15 protein-coding genes and 3 pseudogenes are annotated in these 14,979 nt (G+C 70.3%); 14 read left to right on the top strand and 4 right to left on the bottom strand.

Annotated features, from left to right (window positions below; genetic code table 11):
- From D3273_RS22135 to D3273_RS29365, 3 genes and pseudogenes are all read left to right on the top strand, one after another.
- The coding region (locus tag D3273_RS22135) for a substrate-binding domain-containing protein (protein ID WP_165359610.1) at positions 1–251 on the top strand (251 nt) is incomplete at its 5' end.
- Positions 248–1,123 carry an SMP-30/gluconolactonase/LRE family protein gene (locus tag D3273_RS22130; protein ID WP_129229070.1) on the top strand — a complete coding sequence of 292 codons (876 nt, stop codon included), beginning with the start codon at positions 248–250 and terminating at the stop codon, positions 1,121–1,123. The genes D3273_RS22135 and D3273_RS22130, both read left to right, overlap by 4 nt.
- Positions 1,120–2,073, top strand: a pseudogene (locus D3273_RS29365) (transposase family protein). Before D3273_RS22130 ends, D3273_RS29365 begins: the two are co-directional and overlap by 4 nt.
- Here D3273_RS29365 and D3273_RS22120 read toward each other — a convergent pair.
- On the bottom strand, positions 2,036–2,443 hold the full coding sequence (locus tag D3273_RS22120) for a (R)-mandelonitrile lyase (RefSeq protein ID WP_129229072.1): 408 nt from the start codon (positions 2,441–2,443) through the stop codon (positions 2,036–2,038). The pseudogene D3273_RS29365 and the gene D3273_RS22120 overlap by 38 nt on opposite strands.
- Before the next feature lie 109 nt (positions 2,444–2,552).
- On the opposite strand from D3273_RS22120, the pseudogene D3273_RS30015 reads away from it, so the two are divergent.
- A pseudogene (locus D3273_RS30015) lies at positions 2,553–2,735 on the top strand (helix-turn-helix domain-containing protein); the annotation flags it as partial.
- A gap of 453 nt (positions 2,736–3,188) precedes the next feature.
- Here the strand turns inward: D3273_RS30015 and D3273_RS22110 are convergent.
- The gene (locus tag D3273_RS22110) at positions 3,189–4,568 is read right to left on the bottom strand and encodes an aspartate aminotransferase family protein (protein WP_129229068.1); all 1,380 of its coding nucleotides are present in this window, start codon (positions 4,566–4,568) and stop codon (positions 3,189–3,191) included.
- A 448-nt stretch (positions 4,569–5,016) separates the two neighbouring features.
- On the opposite strand from D3273_RS22110, the gene D3273_RS28865 reads away from it, so the two are divergent.
- The 3 genes and pseudogenes from D3273_RS28865 to D3273_RS22100 all read left to right on the top strand — a co-directional run bounded on the left by D3273_RS28865 (position 5,017) and on the right by D3273_RS22100 (position 6,964).
- Positions 5,017–5,334, top strand: coding sequence for an ABC transporter substrate-binding protein (locus D3273_RS28865; RefSeq protein WP_207210868.1), 318 nt, complete (start codon positions 5,017–5,019; stop codon positions 5,332–5,334).
- A pseudogene (locus tag D3273_RS28860) lies at positions 5,322–5,864 on the top strand (ATP-binding cassette domain-containing protein); the annotation flags it as partial. The gene D3273_RS28865 and the pseudogene D3273_RS28860, both read left to right, overlap by 13 nt.
- A 56-nt stretch (positions 5,865–5,920) precedes the next feature.
- Entirely contained in the window at positions 5,921–6,964 is a 1,044-nt protein-coding gene (locus D3273_RS22100; RefSeq protein ID WP_129229067.1) for a histone deacetylase family protein, read from the top strand.
- Between the two features lie 26 nt (positions 6,965–6,990).
- Here D3273_RS22100 and D3273_RS22095 read toward each other — a convergent pair whose 3' ends face one another.
- Both D3273_RS22095 and D3273_RS22090 read right to left on the bottom strand, forming a co-directional pair.
- Positions 6,991–7,530: an MSMEG_1061 family FMN-dependent PPOX-type flavoprotein gene (locus D3273_RS22095; protein ID WP_129229066.1), complete on the bottom strand. Its 540-nt coding sequence runs from the start codon at positions 7,528–7,530 to the stop codon at positions 6,991–6,993.
- A 403-nt stretch (positions 7,531–7,933) separates the two neighbouring features.
- A complete protein-coding gene (locus D3273_RS22090) occupies positions 7,934–8,851 on the bottom strand; it encodes a LysR family transcriptional regulator (RefSeq protein WP_129229065.1) in 918 nt (305 codons plus the stop codon).
- Positions 8,852–8,984: 133 nt separating this feature from the next.
- Here D3273_RS22090 and D3273_RS22085 point away from each other — a divergent pair, with 133 nt between their 5' ends.
- The 7 genes from D3273_RS22085 to D3273_RS22055 are packed head-to-tail and all read left to right on the top strand — an operon-like array spanning position 8,985 to position 14,975.
- Positions 8,985–9,941: an N-carbamoyl-D-amino-acid hydrolase gene (locus D3273_RS22085; RefSeq protein ID WP_129229064.1), complete on the top strand. Its 957-nt coding sequence runs from the start codon at positions 8,985–8,987 to the stop codon at positions 9,939–9,941.
- A 27-nt stretch (positions 9,942–9,968) separates the two neighbouring features.
- On the top strand, positions 9,969–10,790 hold the full coding sequence (locus D3273_RS22080) for an ABC transporter substrate-binding protein (RefSeq protein ID WP_129229063.1): 822 nt from the start codon (positions 9,969–9,971) through the stop codon (positions 10,788–10,790).
- Positions 10,787–11,650 (top strand): amino acid ABC transporter permease, encoded by an 864-nt coding sequence (locus D3273_RS22075; protein WP_129229062.1) that lies wholly within the window; start codon positions 10,787–10,789, stop codon positions 11,648–11,650. Before D3273_RS22080 ends, D3273_RS22075 begins: the two co-directional genes overlap by 4 nt.
- Positions 11,647–12,435 carry an amino acid ABC transporter ATP-binding protein gene (locus D3273_RS22070; RefSeq protein WP_129229061.1) on the top strand — a complete coding sequence of 263 codons (789 nt, stop codon included), beginning with the start codon at positions 11,647–11,649 and terminating at the stop codon, positions 12,433–12,435. The genes D3273_RS22075 and D3273_RS22070 overlap by 4 nt, the downstream gene beginning before the upstream one ends.
- Positions 12,432–13,247, top strand: a complete 816-nt coding sequence (locus D3273_RS22065; protein WP_129229060.1) for an ABC transporter substrate-binding protein — start codon at positions 12,432–12,434, stop codon at positions 13,245–13,247. The genes D3273_RS22070 and D3273_RS22065 overlap by 4 nt, the downstream gene beginning before the upstream one ends.
- A complete protein-coding gene (locus D3273_RS22060) occupies positions 13,234–14,139 on the top strand; it encodes a polysaccharide deacetylase family protein (protein ID WP_129229059.1) in 906 nt (301 codons plus the stop codon). The genes D3273_RS22065 and D3273_RS22060 overlap by 14 nt, the downstream gene beginning before the upstream one ends.
- A complete protein-coding gene (locus D3273_RS22055; protein ID WP_165359609.1) occupies positions 14,136–14,975 on the top strand; it encodes an ABC transporter substrate-binding protein in 840 nt (279 codons plus the stop codon). The genes D3273_RS22060 and D3273_RS22055 overlap by 4 nt, the downstream gene beginning before the upstream one ends.
- Positions 14,976–14,979 lie beyond the last annotated feature (4 nt).

Raw genomic sequence — 14,979 nt, 5'->3', positions numbered from 1 at the left:
CGTTCGGTGCACTGCGCGAACTCAAGGCGCTCGGGCGCTGCGTGCCGGACGAGGTCCGGGTGATCGGCTTCGGCGACAACGAGGCCGCCGGCTGCGTCGCGCCCGCGCTGACGAGCCTTCGGCCGCCGCGCTGCGAGATCGGCCTCGCCGCGGCCCAGATTCTTCTCGCACGGATTGCCGGCGGGGCACCGCAGCGGCTAGTGTTCGGCCCGGCGCTGGTCGAGCGCGCCAGCACCGGCGTCGCGTCGTGAGCGGCCCCCTCCGCTTCCGCCTCGCCCTCGACGCGCGCTGCACCGTGGGCGAAAGCCCCGTGTGGGACGCGGACGCGGCGGCGCTGCTGTTCTGCGACATCCCGAACGGCGTCATCCACGAATGGCGCCCAGGCGACGGCGCGTGGCGGAGCTGGTCCTTCGGCGAAAGCGTCGGCAGCTTCGGCCTGTGCCGTTCCGGGCGGCTCGTGGTGGCGCTGCGGCGCAGCGTGGTTCTGTTTTCGCGGCACGACGGGCTCGTCGTGCCGCTCGCCGACGTGCCGGAACCGGAAAGCAACCGCTTGAACGACGGCAAGGTCGGGCCGGACGGGTGCTTCTGGGTTGGCGGCATGGACGACCGCCCTGACAAGCACCCCACCGGCAGTCTGTACCGCGTGACGCCGGACGGCGTCGTCGAGCGCAAGGCGGAGGGTTTCACGGTGTCGAACGGCCTCGCCTGGACGGCTGACGGCGCCACGATGGTCCATTCCGACAGCCGCGCCCGGACGATCGACGCCTACGCCTTCGACGCCGCATCGGGCCGCCTCGGCGGGCGCCGCCGGCTCGCGACTCTCACCGACGCGGAGGGGCGGCCGGACGGCGGAGCCTTCGACCGCGAAGGGACCTATTGGAGCGCGGGCGTGTCGGCGGGGGTGCTGAATCGCTTTTCGACGGCGGGTGCGCTCCTCGAGCGCCATCCTTTTCCGGTTCCGGCCCCGACGATGCCGTGTTTCGCGGGGGACAGGCTCTACGTGACCTCATTGCGCGAAGGCCGCGACCCCGAGACGCTGGAGCGGTGGCCGGCGCTGGGCGGGATCTTCTCGGCGCGCGTGCCGGGGCAGGGCGTTCCGGTCGGCCGCTTCGCCGACGCGTGACCGTGCTCCACGGCAGCGTCCGAACGACGCCGCGCGTTCGAGCCGAGCCTCCAAGAAGCGCAAGCGTCGTCCCGCACCCTTGCCCACCAGTACGGCCTCGACCCCAAGACTGTCCTGAAGTGGCGCAACCGCACCACCCCGGCCGATGCCGCGATGGGACCGGCAAAGCCACGCTCCACGACGCTGAGGAGGCCATCGTGGTCGCGTTCCGCGAGCGTGGGCTGTTGCCTCACGACGATATGCTGGGCTGCCCGAAGGACAGCATCCCCAAGCTGACCCGAAGCGCGCTCCCCGTTGTCTCGTCCGCAACGGCATCTCTCGAATTCCCAAAGACCCGACGAGCAGCTCGAAACCCAGGACGTTCGAGAACACCGAGATCGGTTTTGTCCCTATCGACAGATGTGAGCTACGATCGGCCGAAGGGAAGCTTCATATGTTTCTCGCCATCGATCGCGTTTCCAAGTTCGTCTACGTGGAGTTCTCCAACAGTCCTAGCAGAGCGGAAGGCTCAGCGTTTCTCCGCGGCGTCGTGAAGGCCTTTCCGTATCAGATCCGCAGGGTGCCGGCCGACAACGGCGTAGCTTTCACCAGGGACGCTTCGACCAAATACGACATGATGCAGCGTCCGTTCGATCGCGTGTGTGATGAGAATGGCATCGAACATAGGCTCCCCAAGCCATATCATCCTTGGACCGACGGTCAGGCCGACTGCATGAACCGCACTGTCAAGGAGGCAACGGCCAAGACGCTCCACTACGACACTGCTCACTTGCTGCGTGCGTATGTCCCGGCCTTCATCGCGGCTTACGACCTCGCCAGACACCTCAAAGCGCTGAAATGGAAAATGCCGTATCAAGCGATCTGCAGCGCCTGAAAATTCAACCCAAACGTGTTAAAATCAACTGCGCCGCCTCATTTCGGGACCATACACCCGTACTGCTCGTCGGTGACGTGCTCCATCCAGTCGACGGGCGAGCCGTTGGACTTCTCCTGGACGGCGATGTGACTCATCGCCGTTGCGGCGGAAGCGCCGTGCCAGTGCTTTTCGCCGGGTTCGAACCAGACGACGTCCCCCGGGCGGATCTCCTCGACCGGGCCGCCTTCGCGCTGGACCCTACCGAAACCGGATGTCACGATCAGGGTCTGACCGAGCGGATGCGTGTGCCATGCCGTGCGGGCGCCCGGCTCGAAGGTGACGAGCGCCATGGCCACGCGGGCCGGCTCGGGCGGGCTGTTCAACGGATCGATGCGGACCGTGCCGGTGAACCACTCCGCCGGGCCCTTGCCGGACGGCTGCGAGCCGCTTCGCTTGATGTCCATGGTCATCTCCCTGTCGGCGTGTCGCCGCTCCACTGCCGAGGACGATAGCGCTTTCCGCCTTTGGCATGGCAAGCCGAATCGCGCATGACGCCATCAGAGCCGCTGATCGATGAGCGACGCGAACCTGAACGATCTCGCGGCCTTCCTGGCCGTGGCGCGGGAGCGGAGCTTCACGCGCGCGGCAGCCAAGCTCGGCGTGTCGCAATCCGCCCCGAGCCAGACCGTCCGTGGTCGCGAGGACCGTCTCGGCCTCCGGCCGTTGGCGCGAACGACCCGGAGCGTCGCGACGACGGAACCGGGCGAACGCCTGCTGCGATCGACAGGCCCGAGGATCGACGGCATCGAACAGGACCTGGCCGCCGTCGGCGAGATGCGGGAGAAGTCTGCGGGCTTGGTGCGGACGCGGACGACGGCGTGGACCGTGGCGGTGCGGTGCTGGGGCGATCCTGGCGGTCGCCGCCGCCACCGCTTCCAACCGGGGGTGGCACCATCGGTGCCGACGCCCCGATCTGCGCCGTCATCCTGTGCGACGGCCTGCCGTCTGTCGGCTTCGGGGCGTTCGCCGGTTCAGACCCGTCGGTGCCGTTCCCCCAAACCGGCCGCCCTCGACCCGACCAGGTCGTCCAGCACCACCGATGAGGTTTCCGCAGCAGACGGAGACGCTGCACCCGTTCAGTGTGGGGGACGACCGTCGAGCCGGGCCACGGAACCTCGTGAACCCGAATCTTGCGGCACTCCGGAGCCTTCAGGGCCTGCCGGCCGCCACCCAGGCCGCCGTCTCCTCCAGCACGGCGGCGAACCGGTCCACGATGTCGTCGATGTCCGCCGCCGTCACGATCAGGGGCGGGCAGAAACAGATCGAGTCGCCCACCGCACGGATGATGAGCCCGTGGTCGTGCGCCCGGGCATAGAACCAGGCGCCGACGGCCCCCACCGGATCGAACTTCGCCTTGGTGGCCCTGTCGGCCACGAGTTCCACCGCGGCGATGAGCCCCGCCCCGCGCACTTCGCCGACCAGCGGATGGTCGGCGAAGGGGGCGAGCCGTGCCCGCAGATGCTCTCCCATGGCGGCCGCGTTGGCCACAAGGCCGCGCTCCTCGATGATGTCGAGGTTCTCCATCGCGACCGCCGCGGCGACGGGGTGGCCGCTCGCCGTGAAGCCGTGGCCGAAGGTGCCGAGCCTGTCGGAACCGTCCGCGACGCCCTGATAGATGGCGTCCGAGAACAGCACGGCGGCGATCGGCATGTAGGAGGAGGTGAGCTGCTTCGACACCACGAGGACGTCGGGCCGGATCCCGTAATGGTCGCAGGCGAACATCGTGCCCAGCCGGCCGAAGCCGTTGATCACCTCGTCGGCCACCACGAGCACGTCGTGGCGCCGGCACACGGCCTGCACCTTCTCCCAATAGGTGGCGGGTGGCGGCAGGACCCCGCCGGCGCCGATCAAGGGCTCGCCGATGAAGGCCGCCACGGTTTCGGGACCCTCCTCCAGGATCCTGGCTTCCAACTCGGCGGCGAGCCGGTCGGCGAAGGCTTCCTCGCCTTCGCCCTCGTGAGCGTAGCGGTAGTGGTGCGGGCAGGACACGTGTTTCATCTGCGGCAGCGGCAGGTCGAAGCCCCGGTGGTTCGTCGGGAGCCCGGTGAGGCTGCCCGAAGCGATCGTGATGCCGTGATAGCCGTTCTGGCGCGCGATGAACTTCTTCTTCTCCGGCCGGCCGATGGCGTTGTTGTAGAACCAGACCAGCTTGACGACCGTGTCGTTGGCTTCCGATCCGGAATTGGTGAAGAACACGCGGTCCAGCCCCACGGGCGACATCTTCACGAGCCGCTCGGCGAGGTCGATGGTGGGTTCGGACGACTTGCCCGAGAAGGAATGGTAGTAAGGCAGCCGCCCCATCTGGCGGGCCGCCGCGTCGACGAGGCGCGGCTCGCCGAAGCCGACCGCCACGCTCCAAAGCCCCGCCATGGCTTCGACGTACCGGTTCCCGGCGTCGTCGTAGACGTGGATGCCTTCGCCCCGCGCCATCACGATCGGGCCGGTCCGCTCGTGCTTGCGGGCGTTGGTGGCGGGATGGAGCAGGTAGGCGACGTCGCGGGCCTGGGCGGAGTTGGGCAGAAGGGTCATGGGGCGATCCGATCCAGGTCTTCGGGGCACCGTCCAGGTCCCCCACCGCAGGGCGCGCCTTTTGGACCCCATGTCCCACCCGGCCGTCAAGCCGAAGGGTGGTGCTTCATTGATCAGCCCGAAGATCAGCAATTGAGCAATCGCCAAAAAAGCGAACGACTTCATGGTTCGTCTTGGCAGGACGCGGTGTTTCAGCAGAATTCGTTTGACCTGCACCTCTGCCCTGCGCTTCAAACTGTGCCGAGAAGGGGCGGGGGACGGCTGCCGAGGATCCCGGATCGCGGCCGGGCACGGCCGGTCCTTCGCCGTGCCGCCGTCCGGGAGATCGCCCATGCCGCTGACCCGCCGCGACCTCCTGGCCGCCGCCGCCCTCGGCCCCGTGCTCCTGAGCACCCGGGATGCCCTGGCCCAGGGCGCCGCGCCGAAGCGCGGCGGCATCCTGTAGACCATGCTCACGCCCGAGCCGCCGATCCTCGTGCCGGGCGTCAACAACCAGGCGCCCACCCTCATGGCCGCCGCCAAGGTCTTCCAGGGCCTCCTCGCGTTCACGCCGAAGCTGGAGCCGCTGCCCTACCTCGCCAGGTCCTGGGACGTCGGCGACGACAAGCTGACCTACACGTTCCACCTTCGGGACGGCATCAGGTGGCACGACGGCCGGCCCTTCACGGCGGAGGACGTCGTGTTCTCGGTCATGGCGTTCGCCACGGAGGTGTCGCCCCGCGCCCGCGCGGTGCTCAGCCACATCAGGGACGGCGCCGCGCCATGATGGTCCAGGACCCCTCCGCGTCGCTGAACCCGCGCCGCACGGTGGGCGATGCCATCGCGGAAGGCCCGGTCACCCACGGCCTGCCCCGCGCCGCGGCGCTGGAACGGGCGCGCGAGCTGCTCGCGCTGGTGAAGCTCGACCCGGGCGCCGCCGACCGCTACCCGCACGAGGTTTCCGGCGGCCAGCGCCAGCGCATCGGCCTCGCCCGCGCGCTGGCGCTCGACCCCGAACTGTTGATCGCCGACGAGCCCGTGTCGGCGCTCGACGTTTCGGTGCAGGCCCAGGTGCTGGAACTGCTGTCCGACATCCGGCAGCGGCCCGGGCTCACGATGCCGTTCATCACCCACGACCTGCGCGTCGCCGCCGAGATCTGCGACCGCATCGCCGTGATGCGGGACGGCGCCATCGTCGAGCAGGGCGCGACCGCCGACGTGTTCGGCGCCCCGCGGCACCCCTGCACGAGAAGCCTGCTCGACAGCGTCCCGGGGCGCCGCTGGACGCCGCCGGCAGGCGGCGACGCGGGACCATGACGACGCGCCGCTGCCCCCAGCCCGAACCCCGCCAAGCCCCCCGGAGACCGACCCGCATGCGCGCCTTCTACCACCCGGATCAGGCGGTCCACGCGCCGCAGCAGTACATGCGCTTCGGCCGGATCGTCCCCGTCAAGGACCTGCCCGTCCGCACCGGGAAGCTGCTCGGCGCGCTCGAGCTCCACGGCATCACCCCGGAACGGCCGGCCGCGCAGGGCATCGGGCCGGCGCTCGGCGTCCACACGCCCGCCTACCTCCGCTTCCTCGAAACCGCGTGGGAACGCTGGACGAGGCTCCCGGACCACGGCCCCGAGGTATGGCCGAACACCTTTCCTTACTGGAGCGGCCGGCCCGAAGCGGCGGCGCGCCCCGACTGCCCGGCCGAAGGCCTCGTCGGCCAAGTCGGCTGGTACCTCGGCGACCTGTCGGTCCCGATGGGACCCGACAGCTGGCGCTCGATCCTGCGGTCCTCGGAGACGGCCGCCACGGCGGCGGATGCGGTGCTGGAGGGCAGCCAAGCCGTCTACGCGCTGTGCCGCCCCTCCGGCCACCACGCCCGGGCCGACCGCGCCACCGGCTTCTGCTACCTGAACAACACCGCGATCGCGGCGCAGCGCCTGCGGGGCCGCTTCGGCCGCGTGGCGATCGTCGACGTCGACGCCCATCACGGGGACGGCACGCAGCAGATCTTCTACGGCCGGCCCGACGTGCTGACCGTGTCGATCCACGCCGACCCGACCGACTATTACCCCTTCTTCACCGGCTACGCGTCCGAGACGGGGCACGGCGAAGGGGACGGATACAACCTCAACCTGCCCTTGCCCCACGGGTCCGGCGGGGAAGCGATGCGGGCCGCGCTCGACGCCGCGGCGGATCGGGTGGCGGCGTTCGGAGCCGACGTCCTCGTGGTAGCGCTCGGCTACGACGCCCACCGCGACGACCCGATAGGCGTGCTGACGCTCGACGAGCGCGACTTCGCCGACATCGGCGCGCGTTTGAAGGCCTTGGGGTTGCCGACCCTCGTGGTGCAGGAGGGCGGCTACGCCATCGACGCCATCGGAGGCTGCCTCGACGCCTTCCTGGACGGCTTCGGGTCCTGACCCGATCGCCCCGGCCGGGGCCCGCGTCAGTAAAGGCGGGTCACGTCGGCGTCGGCGATCCAGCGGTCGGCCGCCGCCGGCTCCAGCAGGTCGGGCATCTGGTCCGCCATGATGCGGCCGAGCGTCGGGAAGCTGTCGCGCGGCACCCTCTTCTCGGGGTTCCACAGGTCGGACCGGATCATCGCCTTGCCGCAGTGGACGAACACTTCCTCGATCTCGACCAGCAGCGCAGCCGTCGGCCAGCGGTCCCGCACCGCCATGGCGGCGAGGATGTCGGGGTCGCGGCACAGATGGGCACGCCCGTTCACCCGAAGCGTTTCGGCGATCCCCGGGACCATGAGGACCAGCCCGACCTGGGGGTTGGCGGCCACGTTCAGCATCGTGTCGACCCGGCGGTTGCCGAGCCGGTCCGGCAGGGCGAGGCGGCGGTCGTCGAGGACCCGCACGAAACCCGGCGCGTCCCCCCGGGGGGTGGCGTCGCACCGCCCCGCTTCGTCCGCCGAAGCGATCACCAGGAAGGGCGACAGCCCGATGAAGGCCCTGGCGTGCCCGTCGAGGCGGGACATCTGTTTGGCGACGGCGCGCGATCGGGCTCGCCATAGATGGCGCGGACATCGTCCTGGGAAGCAGCGTCCTCGTCCGGCATGGTGGGGCTCCTGTGTCCGGCGAACGCGGAGCCTCGGCAAGCTTCGCTGCAGGCTCCATGCCACCCTCGCAGGGCTCGGTCAGTAAACCTTTCCGGTGGGGGCGATGCCGTATCTCGACGGGGTTCGGCGGGGGCTACGGCGTCGTAGCGGGCGACGGACAGGCCGACGCACCTCCGTCGCGCCGCACGAGCGGCGGCGCGCGTCCGCGCTGGGCAGCGGTGGAGACGGTCGGCCGCCGCTATCATGGGCCGAGCCGGGACGACGATGGAGCCGCGGCAAGCAGGCTTGCGTCGCGGCGCCACTCGGGGACCCGCCCAGCGCGTCAGCTCCCACGCCGGACCGCCGAGGTCACCTCGGAGACCGTCCTGGTGGCTGCGTGGATCTCCGCGAGGAACGTCTGGGCCAGGCGCGACAGTGGACGCGCTTCCGACCAGAGCACGTGGGACACGGCCGGCGTTTCGGGCCGGAAGGGGCGGATCGCCAGCCGGTGGCTGCCTCCCTGGTGGGGGGAGAAGGGATCCACCACGGCGGCCCCAGCCCCCGCGCCCGCCAGCACGCAGGCGGTGTTGCAGTAACGGACTTCGATCGTCGAACGGAACGGCGTGCCGGTCGCCTCGAAGCTCCCCCTCACCGCCTCGCCGAGGCGCGTCCCGCGTTCCAGCGCCACGAAGGGATGAGCGGCGAGGTCCCGCGGCGACACGACCGCCAGCGCCGCCAGCGCATGGTCGGGCGGCATCACGCAGACCATCTCGCCGCGCCCCACCACCTTCGACGCGATGCCCGGGTGGTGGTCGAAACCGAGGGCGAACCCCAGTTCCGCGATCCCGCTCGCGACGCTTTCGATGACGCCTTCGTAGCGGCGCACGTCGAAGAACACCTGCACCCGAGGTCGCGCGGCCACGAAGCGGCTCAAGGCCGGGGGGACGACGCTGTAGCCGAGCGGGGGAGTGGACACGAGGCGGAGGTGCCCCGAGCGGCCGTCCCGGAGGTCGCGCATCCTCGCCGCGAGCCGACCGTGCAGGGCGAAGATGGTTTCCGACTCGGCATGGATCTCCATCGCCTCGACGGTGGGGAAGAGCCTGTTGTTGGTGCGCTCGAACAGCGCGAACCCGGCTTGCGCCTCCATCGCCTTCAAGGCGTTGCTCACGGCCGGCTGCGACATGCCGAGGTCCCGGGCGGCCGCGACCGTCGTGGAACAACGGATGAGCGCCCGCAGGATTTCGAGTTGCCTGAGGGTCATCCATTCATCCGATGAATAGCGATCGGCATCTCATCATAGCGCGACGGATTGGCATGTCCCTCCAGCTATGCAAGTTTCATGCGCGTCGTCGCTCCCGGGCCGAACCGGGAGCCGCTGCTGGAAGGCCCGCACGATGAGCCGCGTCATCAGGATCGCCGCCGCCCAGATGGGTCCCACCCAGAAGGCGGACAGCCGGGCCGGGACCTTGGCCCGCATGGTGACGCTGCTCGAGCAGGCCGCATCGCGCGGGGCCACGCTGGCGGTCTTCCCGGAGCTCGCCTTCACGACCTTCTTCCCGCGCTGGCTGATCGCTGGCGATGCGCTCGACGCCCACTTCGAGCGCGCCATGCCGAATCCCGAGGTGCAGCCGCTGTTCGACCGGGCGAAGGCGCTCGGCATCGGCTTCCACGTCGGCTACGCGGAGCTCACCCCCGAAGGACGGCGGTTCAACGCGGCCGTCACGGTCGAGCCCGACGGGCGGATCCTCGGCCGATATCGCAAGGTCCACCTGCCGGGCTCCGTCGAGCCGCGGGAGGGTGCACGCTTCCAGCAGCTCGAGAAGCGCTACTTCGAATACGGCGACGGCGGTTTCCCGGCGTTTCGGGCGGGGCCGGCCTGGCATGGCGCGGTCACGGGCATGATGATCTGCAACGACCGGCGCTGGCCGGAAGCGTGGCGCGTGCTGGGGCTGCAAGGCGTCGAGCTCGTCCTCGTCGGCTACAATTCCGCCGCTTACGATCCGAACGGCGGGGCGACGGAGGACGGTGCGCTGCGCACCTTCCATTCCAAGCTCGTCGCCCAGGCCAACGCCTACATGAACGCCACCTGGGCGGTGGCGGTGGCCAAGGCCGGCGACGAGGACGGGTCGGGCCTGATCGGCGGTTCCTGCATCGTGGACCCCAACGGCCTCGTCGTCGCCGAGGCCGAGACGCTCGGCGACGAGGTCGTGGTGGCGGATTGCGACCTCGACCTGTGCCGGCAGGGCAAGGACAAGATGTTCAACTTCGCGGCCCACCGGCGGCCGGAGCACTACACCGTGATCGCCGAACGGGCGGGCGTGGTCGAGCCGGTGCCCACGACCCGCATCTGACCCCGACCTCCGACCCCGAGGACGCCCATGATCCCGCCCCGCCTCGCCGCCGCCCTCGGCTGTTGCCTCGCTTCTGCGGCCGGTGCCGCCGAACTCCCCGATGCCGTCAGGCGGGCCGGCGTGCTCCACGCCAGCGTCAACGCCATCTACGCCCCGATGGAATACAAGGACGCCGCGACCGGGCGCCTGGCCGGTCTCGACGTCGAGCTCGGCGCCGCGTTGGCGAAGCGGCTCGGCCTCGAGGTGGAGTTGTCCGAGAGCGCCTTCGAGCAGCTCATCCCCTCGCTGAAGACCGGGCGCGCCGACCTCCTGATCAGCGGCCTCACCGACACGCCGGCTCGGGAAGAAACGATGGACTTCATCGACTACCTGAAGACCGGCCCGCAATTCTATGTCGCAGCCGCCAGCCCCGCCGGATCTCCCATCGACGTCTGCGGCCTGAAGGTCGGGACCAGCCGCTCGACGTCCTTCCCGGCCGAGATCTCCGCCTGGAGCAAGGCCAATTGCGAGGCGGCGGGCAGACCCGCCATCACGGTCGTGCCGGCAGAAAGCACCGTGGACGCCCGCGGGCAGCTGAAGCAGGGCCGCATCGACGCCGCCGTCCAAGGCAGCGAAACCATCCCCTACGCGATGAGCCTCGAGCCGGGGGTCTACAGGACGCTCGGCGACCCCTTCGCGACGGGGTACCAGGGGATCGCCTTCCGCAAGGACGAGACGGCCCTGCGCGACGCCGTGGCCGACGCGCTGCGCGGCCTCATGGCGGACGGCACCTACCGGGCGATCCTCGCCACGTACAAGCTCGACGGCAACGCGGTGGACGCCGTCACGATCGACGGCGCCCGTCCATGAGCGATGGGACCATAGGCCTCGTCGCCGCCGGTTTCGACGACCTGTCCGAACTGGAAACCGCCCGGCGCACCCATTGGGGGCGGTGGGCGGCCGCGGTCCTGATCGTCGCGGCCTTGGCGCTGCTGGTCCGCGCGTTCGCGCAGGGGCAGATCGAATGGGACTACGTGGGGAGGTTCCTCACCGTGCCGGTGATCGTCAGCGGCATCGTCGCCACGGTGGAGATGGCGGTCTGCGCCATGGCGCTCGGCATCGTGATCGGGGTCGCCGTGGCGATCATGCGGCTGACGCCGAACCCCGTCCTGCGGGGCGTCGCGGCCGGCTACACGTGGCTGTTCCGTGGAACGCCGGTGATCCTCCAGCTGCTGCTGTGGTTCAACCTCGCCCTCGTGTTCCCGACGATCGGCATCCCCGGCGTCTGGTCGGCCCGGGCCGTCGACGTCATGACGCCATTCTTCGCCGCCCTCCTCGGGCTCGGCATCAACCAGGGCGCCTACACGTCCGAGGTGGTGCGGGCGGGCCTGCTGTCGGTCGACCAGGGGCAGTACGAGGCCGCCCAGACGATCGGCATGGGGCGCCTCCAAGCGCTGCGCCGCATCATCCTGCCCCAGGCCATGCGGGTCATCATCCCACCGCTCGGCAACGAGTTCATCGGCATGGTCAAGACCACCTCGCTGGCGAGCGTCATCCAATATCCGGAAGTGCTGCACAACGCCGAGAACATCTACTACGCCAACAGCCGCGTCATCGAGCTCCTGATCGTCGCCGGGCTGTGGTACCTCGCGGTCGTGTCGGTGCTCACCCCGTTGCAGATGCTGCTGGAGCGCCGCTTCGCCCGCGGCGTCGCCCGGGGGCGCGGGTGACCCCGCCGCTCGTCGCCATCCGCAACGTCGCGGTCGCCTTCGGCCCCTTCAAGGCGCTGCGCGGCGTGTCGCTGGACGTGGCGCCAGGTCAGGTCCTGTGCCTCATCGGCGCTTCCGGATCCGGCAAGACCACGCTGCTGCGCACCGTCAACCAGCTCGTGCCGGTCGACGGCGGCGCCATCTATGTCGACGGCGAGCTGCTGGGGCGGCGGCGCGAGGGCGACACGCTCCACGTGCTGAGCGAGGCGGAGGTCGCCCGCCAGCGCATGAGCACCGGCATGGTGTTCCAGCGCTTCAACCTTTTCGCCCACATGACGGCCCTCCAGAACGTCATGGAGGGGCCCGTGCAGGTGCAGCGGCGCAGGCCCGCGGAGGCGCGGGCCGAGGCGCTGGAGCTCCTCGCGCGGGTCGGCCTCGCCGACAAGGCGGGCAACTACCCGGCGCAGCTGTCGGGCGGCCAGCAACAGCGCGTCGCCATCGCCCGGGCCCTCGCGATGAAGCCCAAGCTGATGCTCTTCGACGAGCCCACCTCGGCCCTGGACCCCGAGCTCGTCGGCGAGGTCCTGGCCGTGATGAGGGAGCTGGCGCGCAGCGGCATGACCATGATGGTGGTGACGCACGAACTCGGTTTCGCCCGCGAGGTCGCCGACCAGGTCATCTACATGGATGCCGGCGCCATCGTCGAGGCCGGGCCGCCCGCCCAGGTATTGGGAAGCCCGCGGGAGGCGCGCACGCGCGCCTTCCTGTCCGCCGTCATCTCCTCGCCCGCCAAGGAACGCGCATGAAGCCCCTCCTCGCCGCCGCCCTCCTCTGCCTGCCGCCGGGGCTCGCCGTCGCGGCGCCGGACCTGCCGCCGGCGCTGAAGGCGAGCGGCACGCTCAAGGTCGCCGTGACGCCGAACTATCCGCCGCTGGAGTTCCGCGACCCCGCCACCAACGCCCTGACGGGCTTCGACGTCGGGCTCGCGGAGGCCCTGGCCGCCAAGCTCGGCGTCAAGCTGGAGTGGCAGGAGTCGGGCTTCGAGGCCATGCTGCCGGCGCTGCAGACGGGCCGGGTCGACGCCATCATCTCGGGCATGAGCGACCTCGCTTCCCGCCACGAGGCGTCGAGCTTCGTCGATTACCTGCGCTCCGGTCCGCAGTTTTTCGTCCAGCAGTCCCGGGCGGGCGAGTTCAAGGACATGGCGGCGCTCTGCGGACATACGGTCGGCACGAGCCGCCGCACGTCCTTCCCGTCCGAGATCGCGGCATGGAGCTCGTCCCATTGCGGCGACAAGCCCGTCACGGTGGTGGGCACCGAAGGCTCGGGCGACGCGCGCACGCAGTTGAAGCAGGGGCGCATCGATGCCGCCGTGCAGGGCAGCGAAACGCTCCCCTACGTCATGGGCCAGGAGCCCAAGGCCTATGCGCCCGTGGGCGCCGCCTTCGGCACGCAGTACACCGGCATCGCGGTCGCCAAGACCGACGTGGCGGTGCGGGACGCCCTTGTGGCCGCGCTCGACGCCCTGATCGCCGACGGCAGCTACAAGGCGCTGCTCGACAAGTGGCAGCTGTCCTCCGACGGCGTGGAGAAGGCGACGGTCGATGCAGGGCGGTGACGTCGAGGCGCGCCGCGCCGCGGTCGACGCCATCCCGATCCGGCCGGCCAGCGCGGCCGCGCCGGCGCCGGAGTTCCCGTGGCCGCAGCCCCACCGCGCGGCCATGTTCCTCAGCTTCGACGTCGACGCCGAAAGCGCCTGGACGGGCGGCAACCCCGCGCACGCCGATCGCCTCGTGACGATGAGCTACGGCGGCTACGAGGCCCGCGTCGGCACGCCGAAGCTCCTCGAGCTCCTCGACCAGCTCGGCCTCAAGGCCACCTTCTTCATCACGGGATGGGCCGTCGACGCCTATCCGGCGATGGCGGAAAGCATCGTGAAGGCGGGGCACGAGATCGGCCACCACGGCTATCACCACCTCCTGCCCGACCCGGGCAGCCCCTTCATCGTCGAGGAGGTCGAGCGCGGCCTCGAGGCGCTGAAGCGTCGCCTCGGCGTGGTGCCGAAGGGCTACCGCGCGCCCTCGGGCGAGTTCTGTGAGGAGCTGCGCGCCCTGCTGGTCCGCCGCGGCTTCCTTTACACGAGCTCGTTCCGCGACGACGTGCGGCCCTACCGGCACGTGCTCCGCGACGGCTCGGCCGGCACGATCGAGCTGCCGACGACGGCCTGCTACGACGACTGGGTCCTCGGGCTTTCGACCCGCGTCAGCCCCCGCCCCATCCTGTCGAAGGAGGAGGTGCTGTCGATCTGGACCGACGAGCTGGACGAGATCCGCGACTGGGGGGCCATGGTGACCACCGTCCTGCACCCGCAATGCAGCGGCCGGCCGATGCGGATGCGCCTCCTGCGCGAGTTCCTGCGCTACACGCAGGCCTGCGGCGACGTTTGGATCACTACCGGGGAGGCGATCGCGGGTCGCTTCGCCGAGTTCGAGGGAGCCGGACGTCGATGAAGACGGTCCTTCTCCCGGTCGCCGGGCTCCTCGGGCGGCTCGGGGCTTGCGCATGCCTCGGGGCCGGCGCCTTCGGGGTTTCGGCGGCGACGCTCCCGCCTTCCATCCCGGTCGGCGTCTATCCGAGCTACCCGCCCCTCGACATGCGCGACCCGGCGACGGGCACGCTGACCGGCTTCGACATCGAACTGGGCCAGGCCCTGGCGAAGCGCATGGGCACGAACTTCGACCTCGAGGAGACGGCCTTCGCCCAGTTGGTCGCCTCCGTGCAGACCGGCCGCATCGCCCTGTTTCTCAACGGCATGAACGACACGGCGCCACGCCGCGAGCTGATCAGCTTCGTCGACTACCTCAGCTCCGGCTCTCAGTTCGTGGTGCGGGCCGCCGATGCCGCGACTTACCCGAGCGAAGCCTCGCTCTGCGGGCGCAGGGTGGCCGGCAGCCGCAGCACCAGCCTGCCCGGACAGGTCGCGGACTGGAGCAAGGCGCATTGCGAAGCGTCCGGCAAGCCGGCGATCGAGTTCCTCGGCGCCGACAACAACATCGACGCCCGTTCGCAGCTCAAGCAGGGCCGCGCCGACGCCATGGTGCAGGACAGCCTGACCATCCCCTACGTGGCGGCACGGGAACCCGGCACCTACGCGGCCGTGGGCCAGCCCTTCGACGTATTGGTGATGGGCATCGGCGTGGACAAGACCGACAAGGACCTGCAGGGCCAGCTCCGGGCCGCGTTGCAGGGCACCATCGCCGACGGCACCTACGCGGCCCTCCTGCGGAAATGGAACCTCCCCGCGAGCAGTGGCGTCGCCGAGGCGGTCATCGATGGCGGACGGTGAGGAG

This window comes from Lichenibacterium minor (genome assembly GCF_004137685.1).
Taxonomy (GTDB): domain Bacteria; phylum Pseudomonadota; class Alphaproteobacteria; order Rhizobiales; family Beijerinckiaceae; genus Lichenihabitans; species Lichenihabitans minor.
The sequence above is the reverse complement of the archived record's forward strand: the minus strand, read 5'-3'. Positions and strand labels throughout refer to the sequence as shown.

Bases quoted from the DNA above. Each gene is read 5' to 3' on its own strand.
- D3273_RS22100 (WP_129229067.1), top strand. From the start codon at position 5,921: ATGCGCGCCTTCTACCACCCGGATCAGGCGGTCCACGCGCCGCAGCAG.
- D3273_RS22055 (WP_165359609.1), top strand. From the start codon at position 14,136: ATGAAGACGGTCCTTCTCCCGGTCGCCGGGCTCCTCGGGCGGCTCGGG.
- D3273_RS22120 (WP_129229072.1), bottom strand. From the start codon at position 2,443: ATGGACATCAAGCGAAGCGGCTCGCAGCCGTCCGGCAAGGGCCCGGCG.
- D3273_RS22110 (WP_129229068.1), bottom strand. From the start codon at position 4,568: ATGACCCTTCTGCCCAACTCCGCCCAGGCCCGCGACGTCGCCTACCTG.
- D3273_RS22085 (WP_129229064.1), top strand. From the start codon at position 8,985: ATGAGCCGCGTCATCAGGATCGCCGCCGCCCAGATGGGTCCCACCCAG.
- D3273_RS22090 (WP_129229065.1), bottom strand. From the start codon at position 8,851: ATGACCCTCAGGCAACTCGAAATCCTGCGGGCGCTCATCCGTTGTTCC.
- D3273_RS28865 (WP_207210868.1), top strand. From the start codon at position 5,017: ATGCTCACGCCCGAGCCGCCGATCCTCGTGCCGGGCGTCAACAACCAG.
- D3273_RS22080 (WP_129229063.1), top strand. From the start codon at position 9,969: ATGATCCCGCCCCGCCTCGCCGCCGCCCTCGGCTGTTGCCTCGCTTCT.
- D3273_RS22065 (WP_129229060.1), top strand. From the start codon at position 12,432: ATGAAGCCCCTCCTCGCCGCCGCCCTCCTCTGCCTGCCGCCGGGGCTC.
- D3273_RS22060 (WP_129229059.1), top strand. From the start codon at position 13,234: ATGCAGGGCGGTGACGTCGAGGCGCGCCGCGCCGCGGTCGACGCCATC.
- D3273_RS22075 (WP_129229062.1), top strand. From the start codon at position 10,787: ATGAGCGATGGGACCATAGGCCTCGTCGCCGCCGGTTTCGACGACCTG.
- D3273_RS22095 (WP_129229066.1), bottom strand. From the start codon at position 7,530: ATGTCCCGCCTCGACGGGCACGCCAGGGCCTTCATCGGGCTGTCGCCC.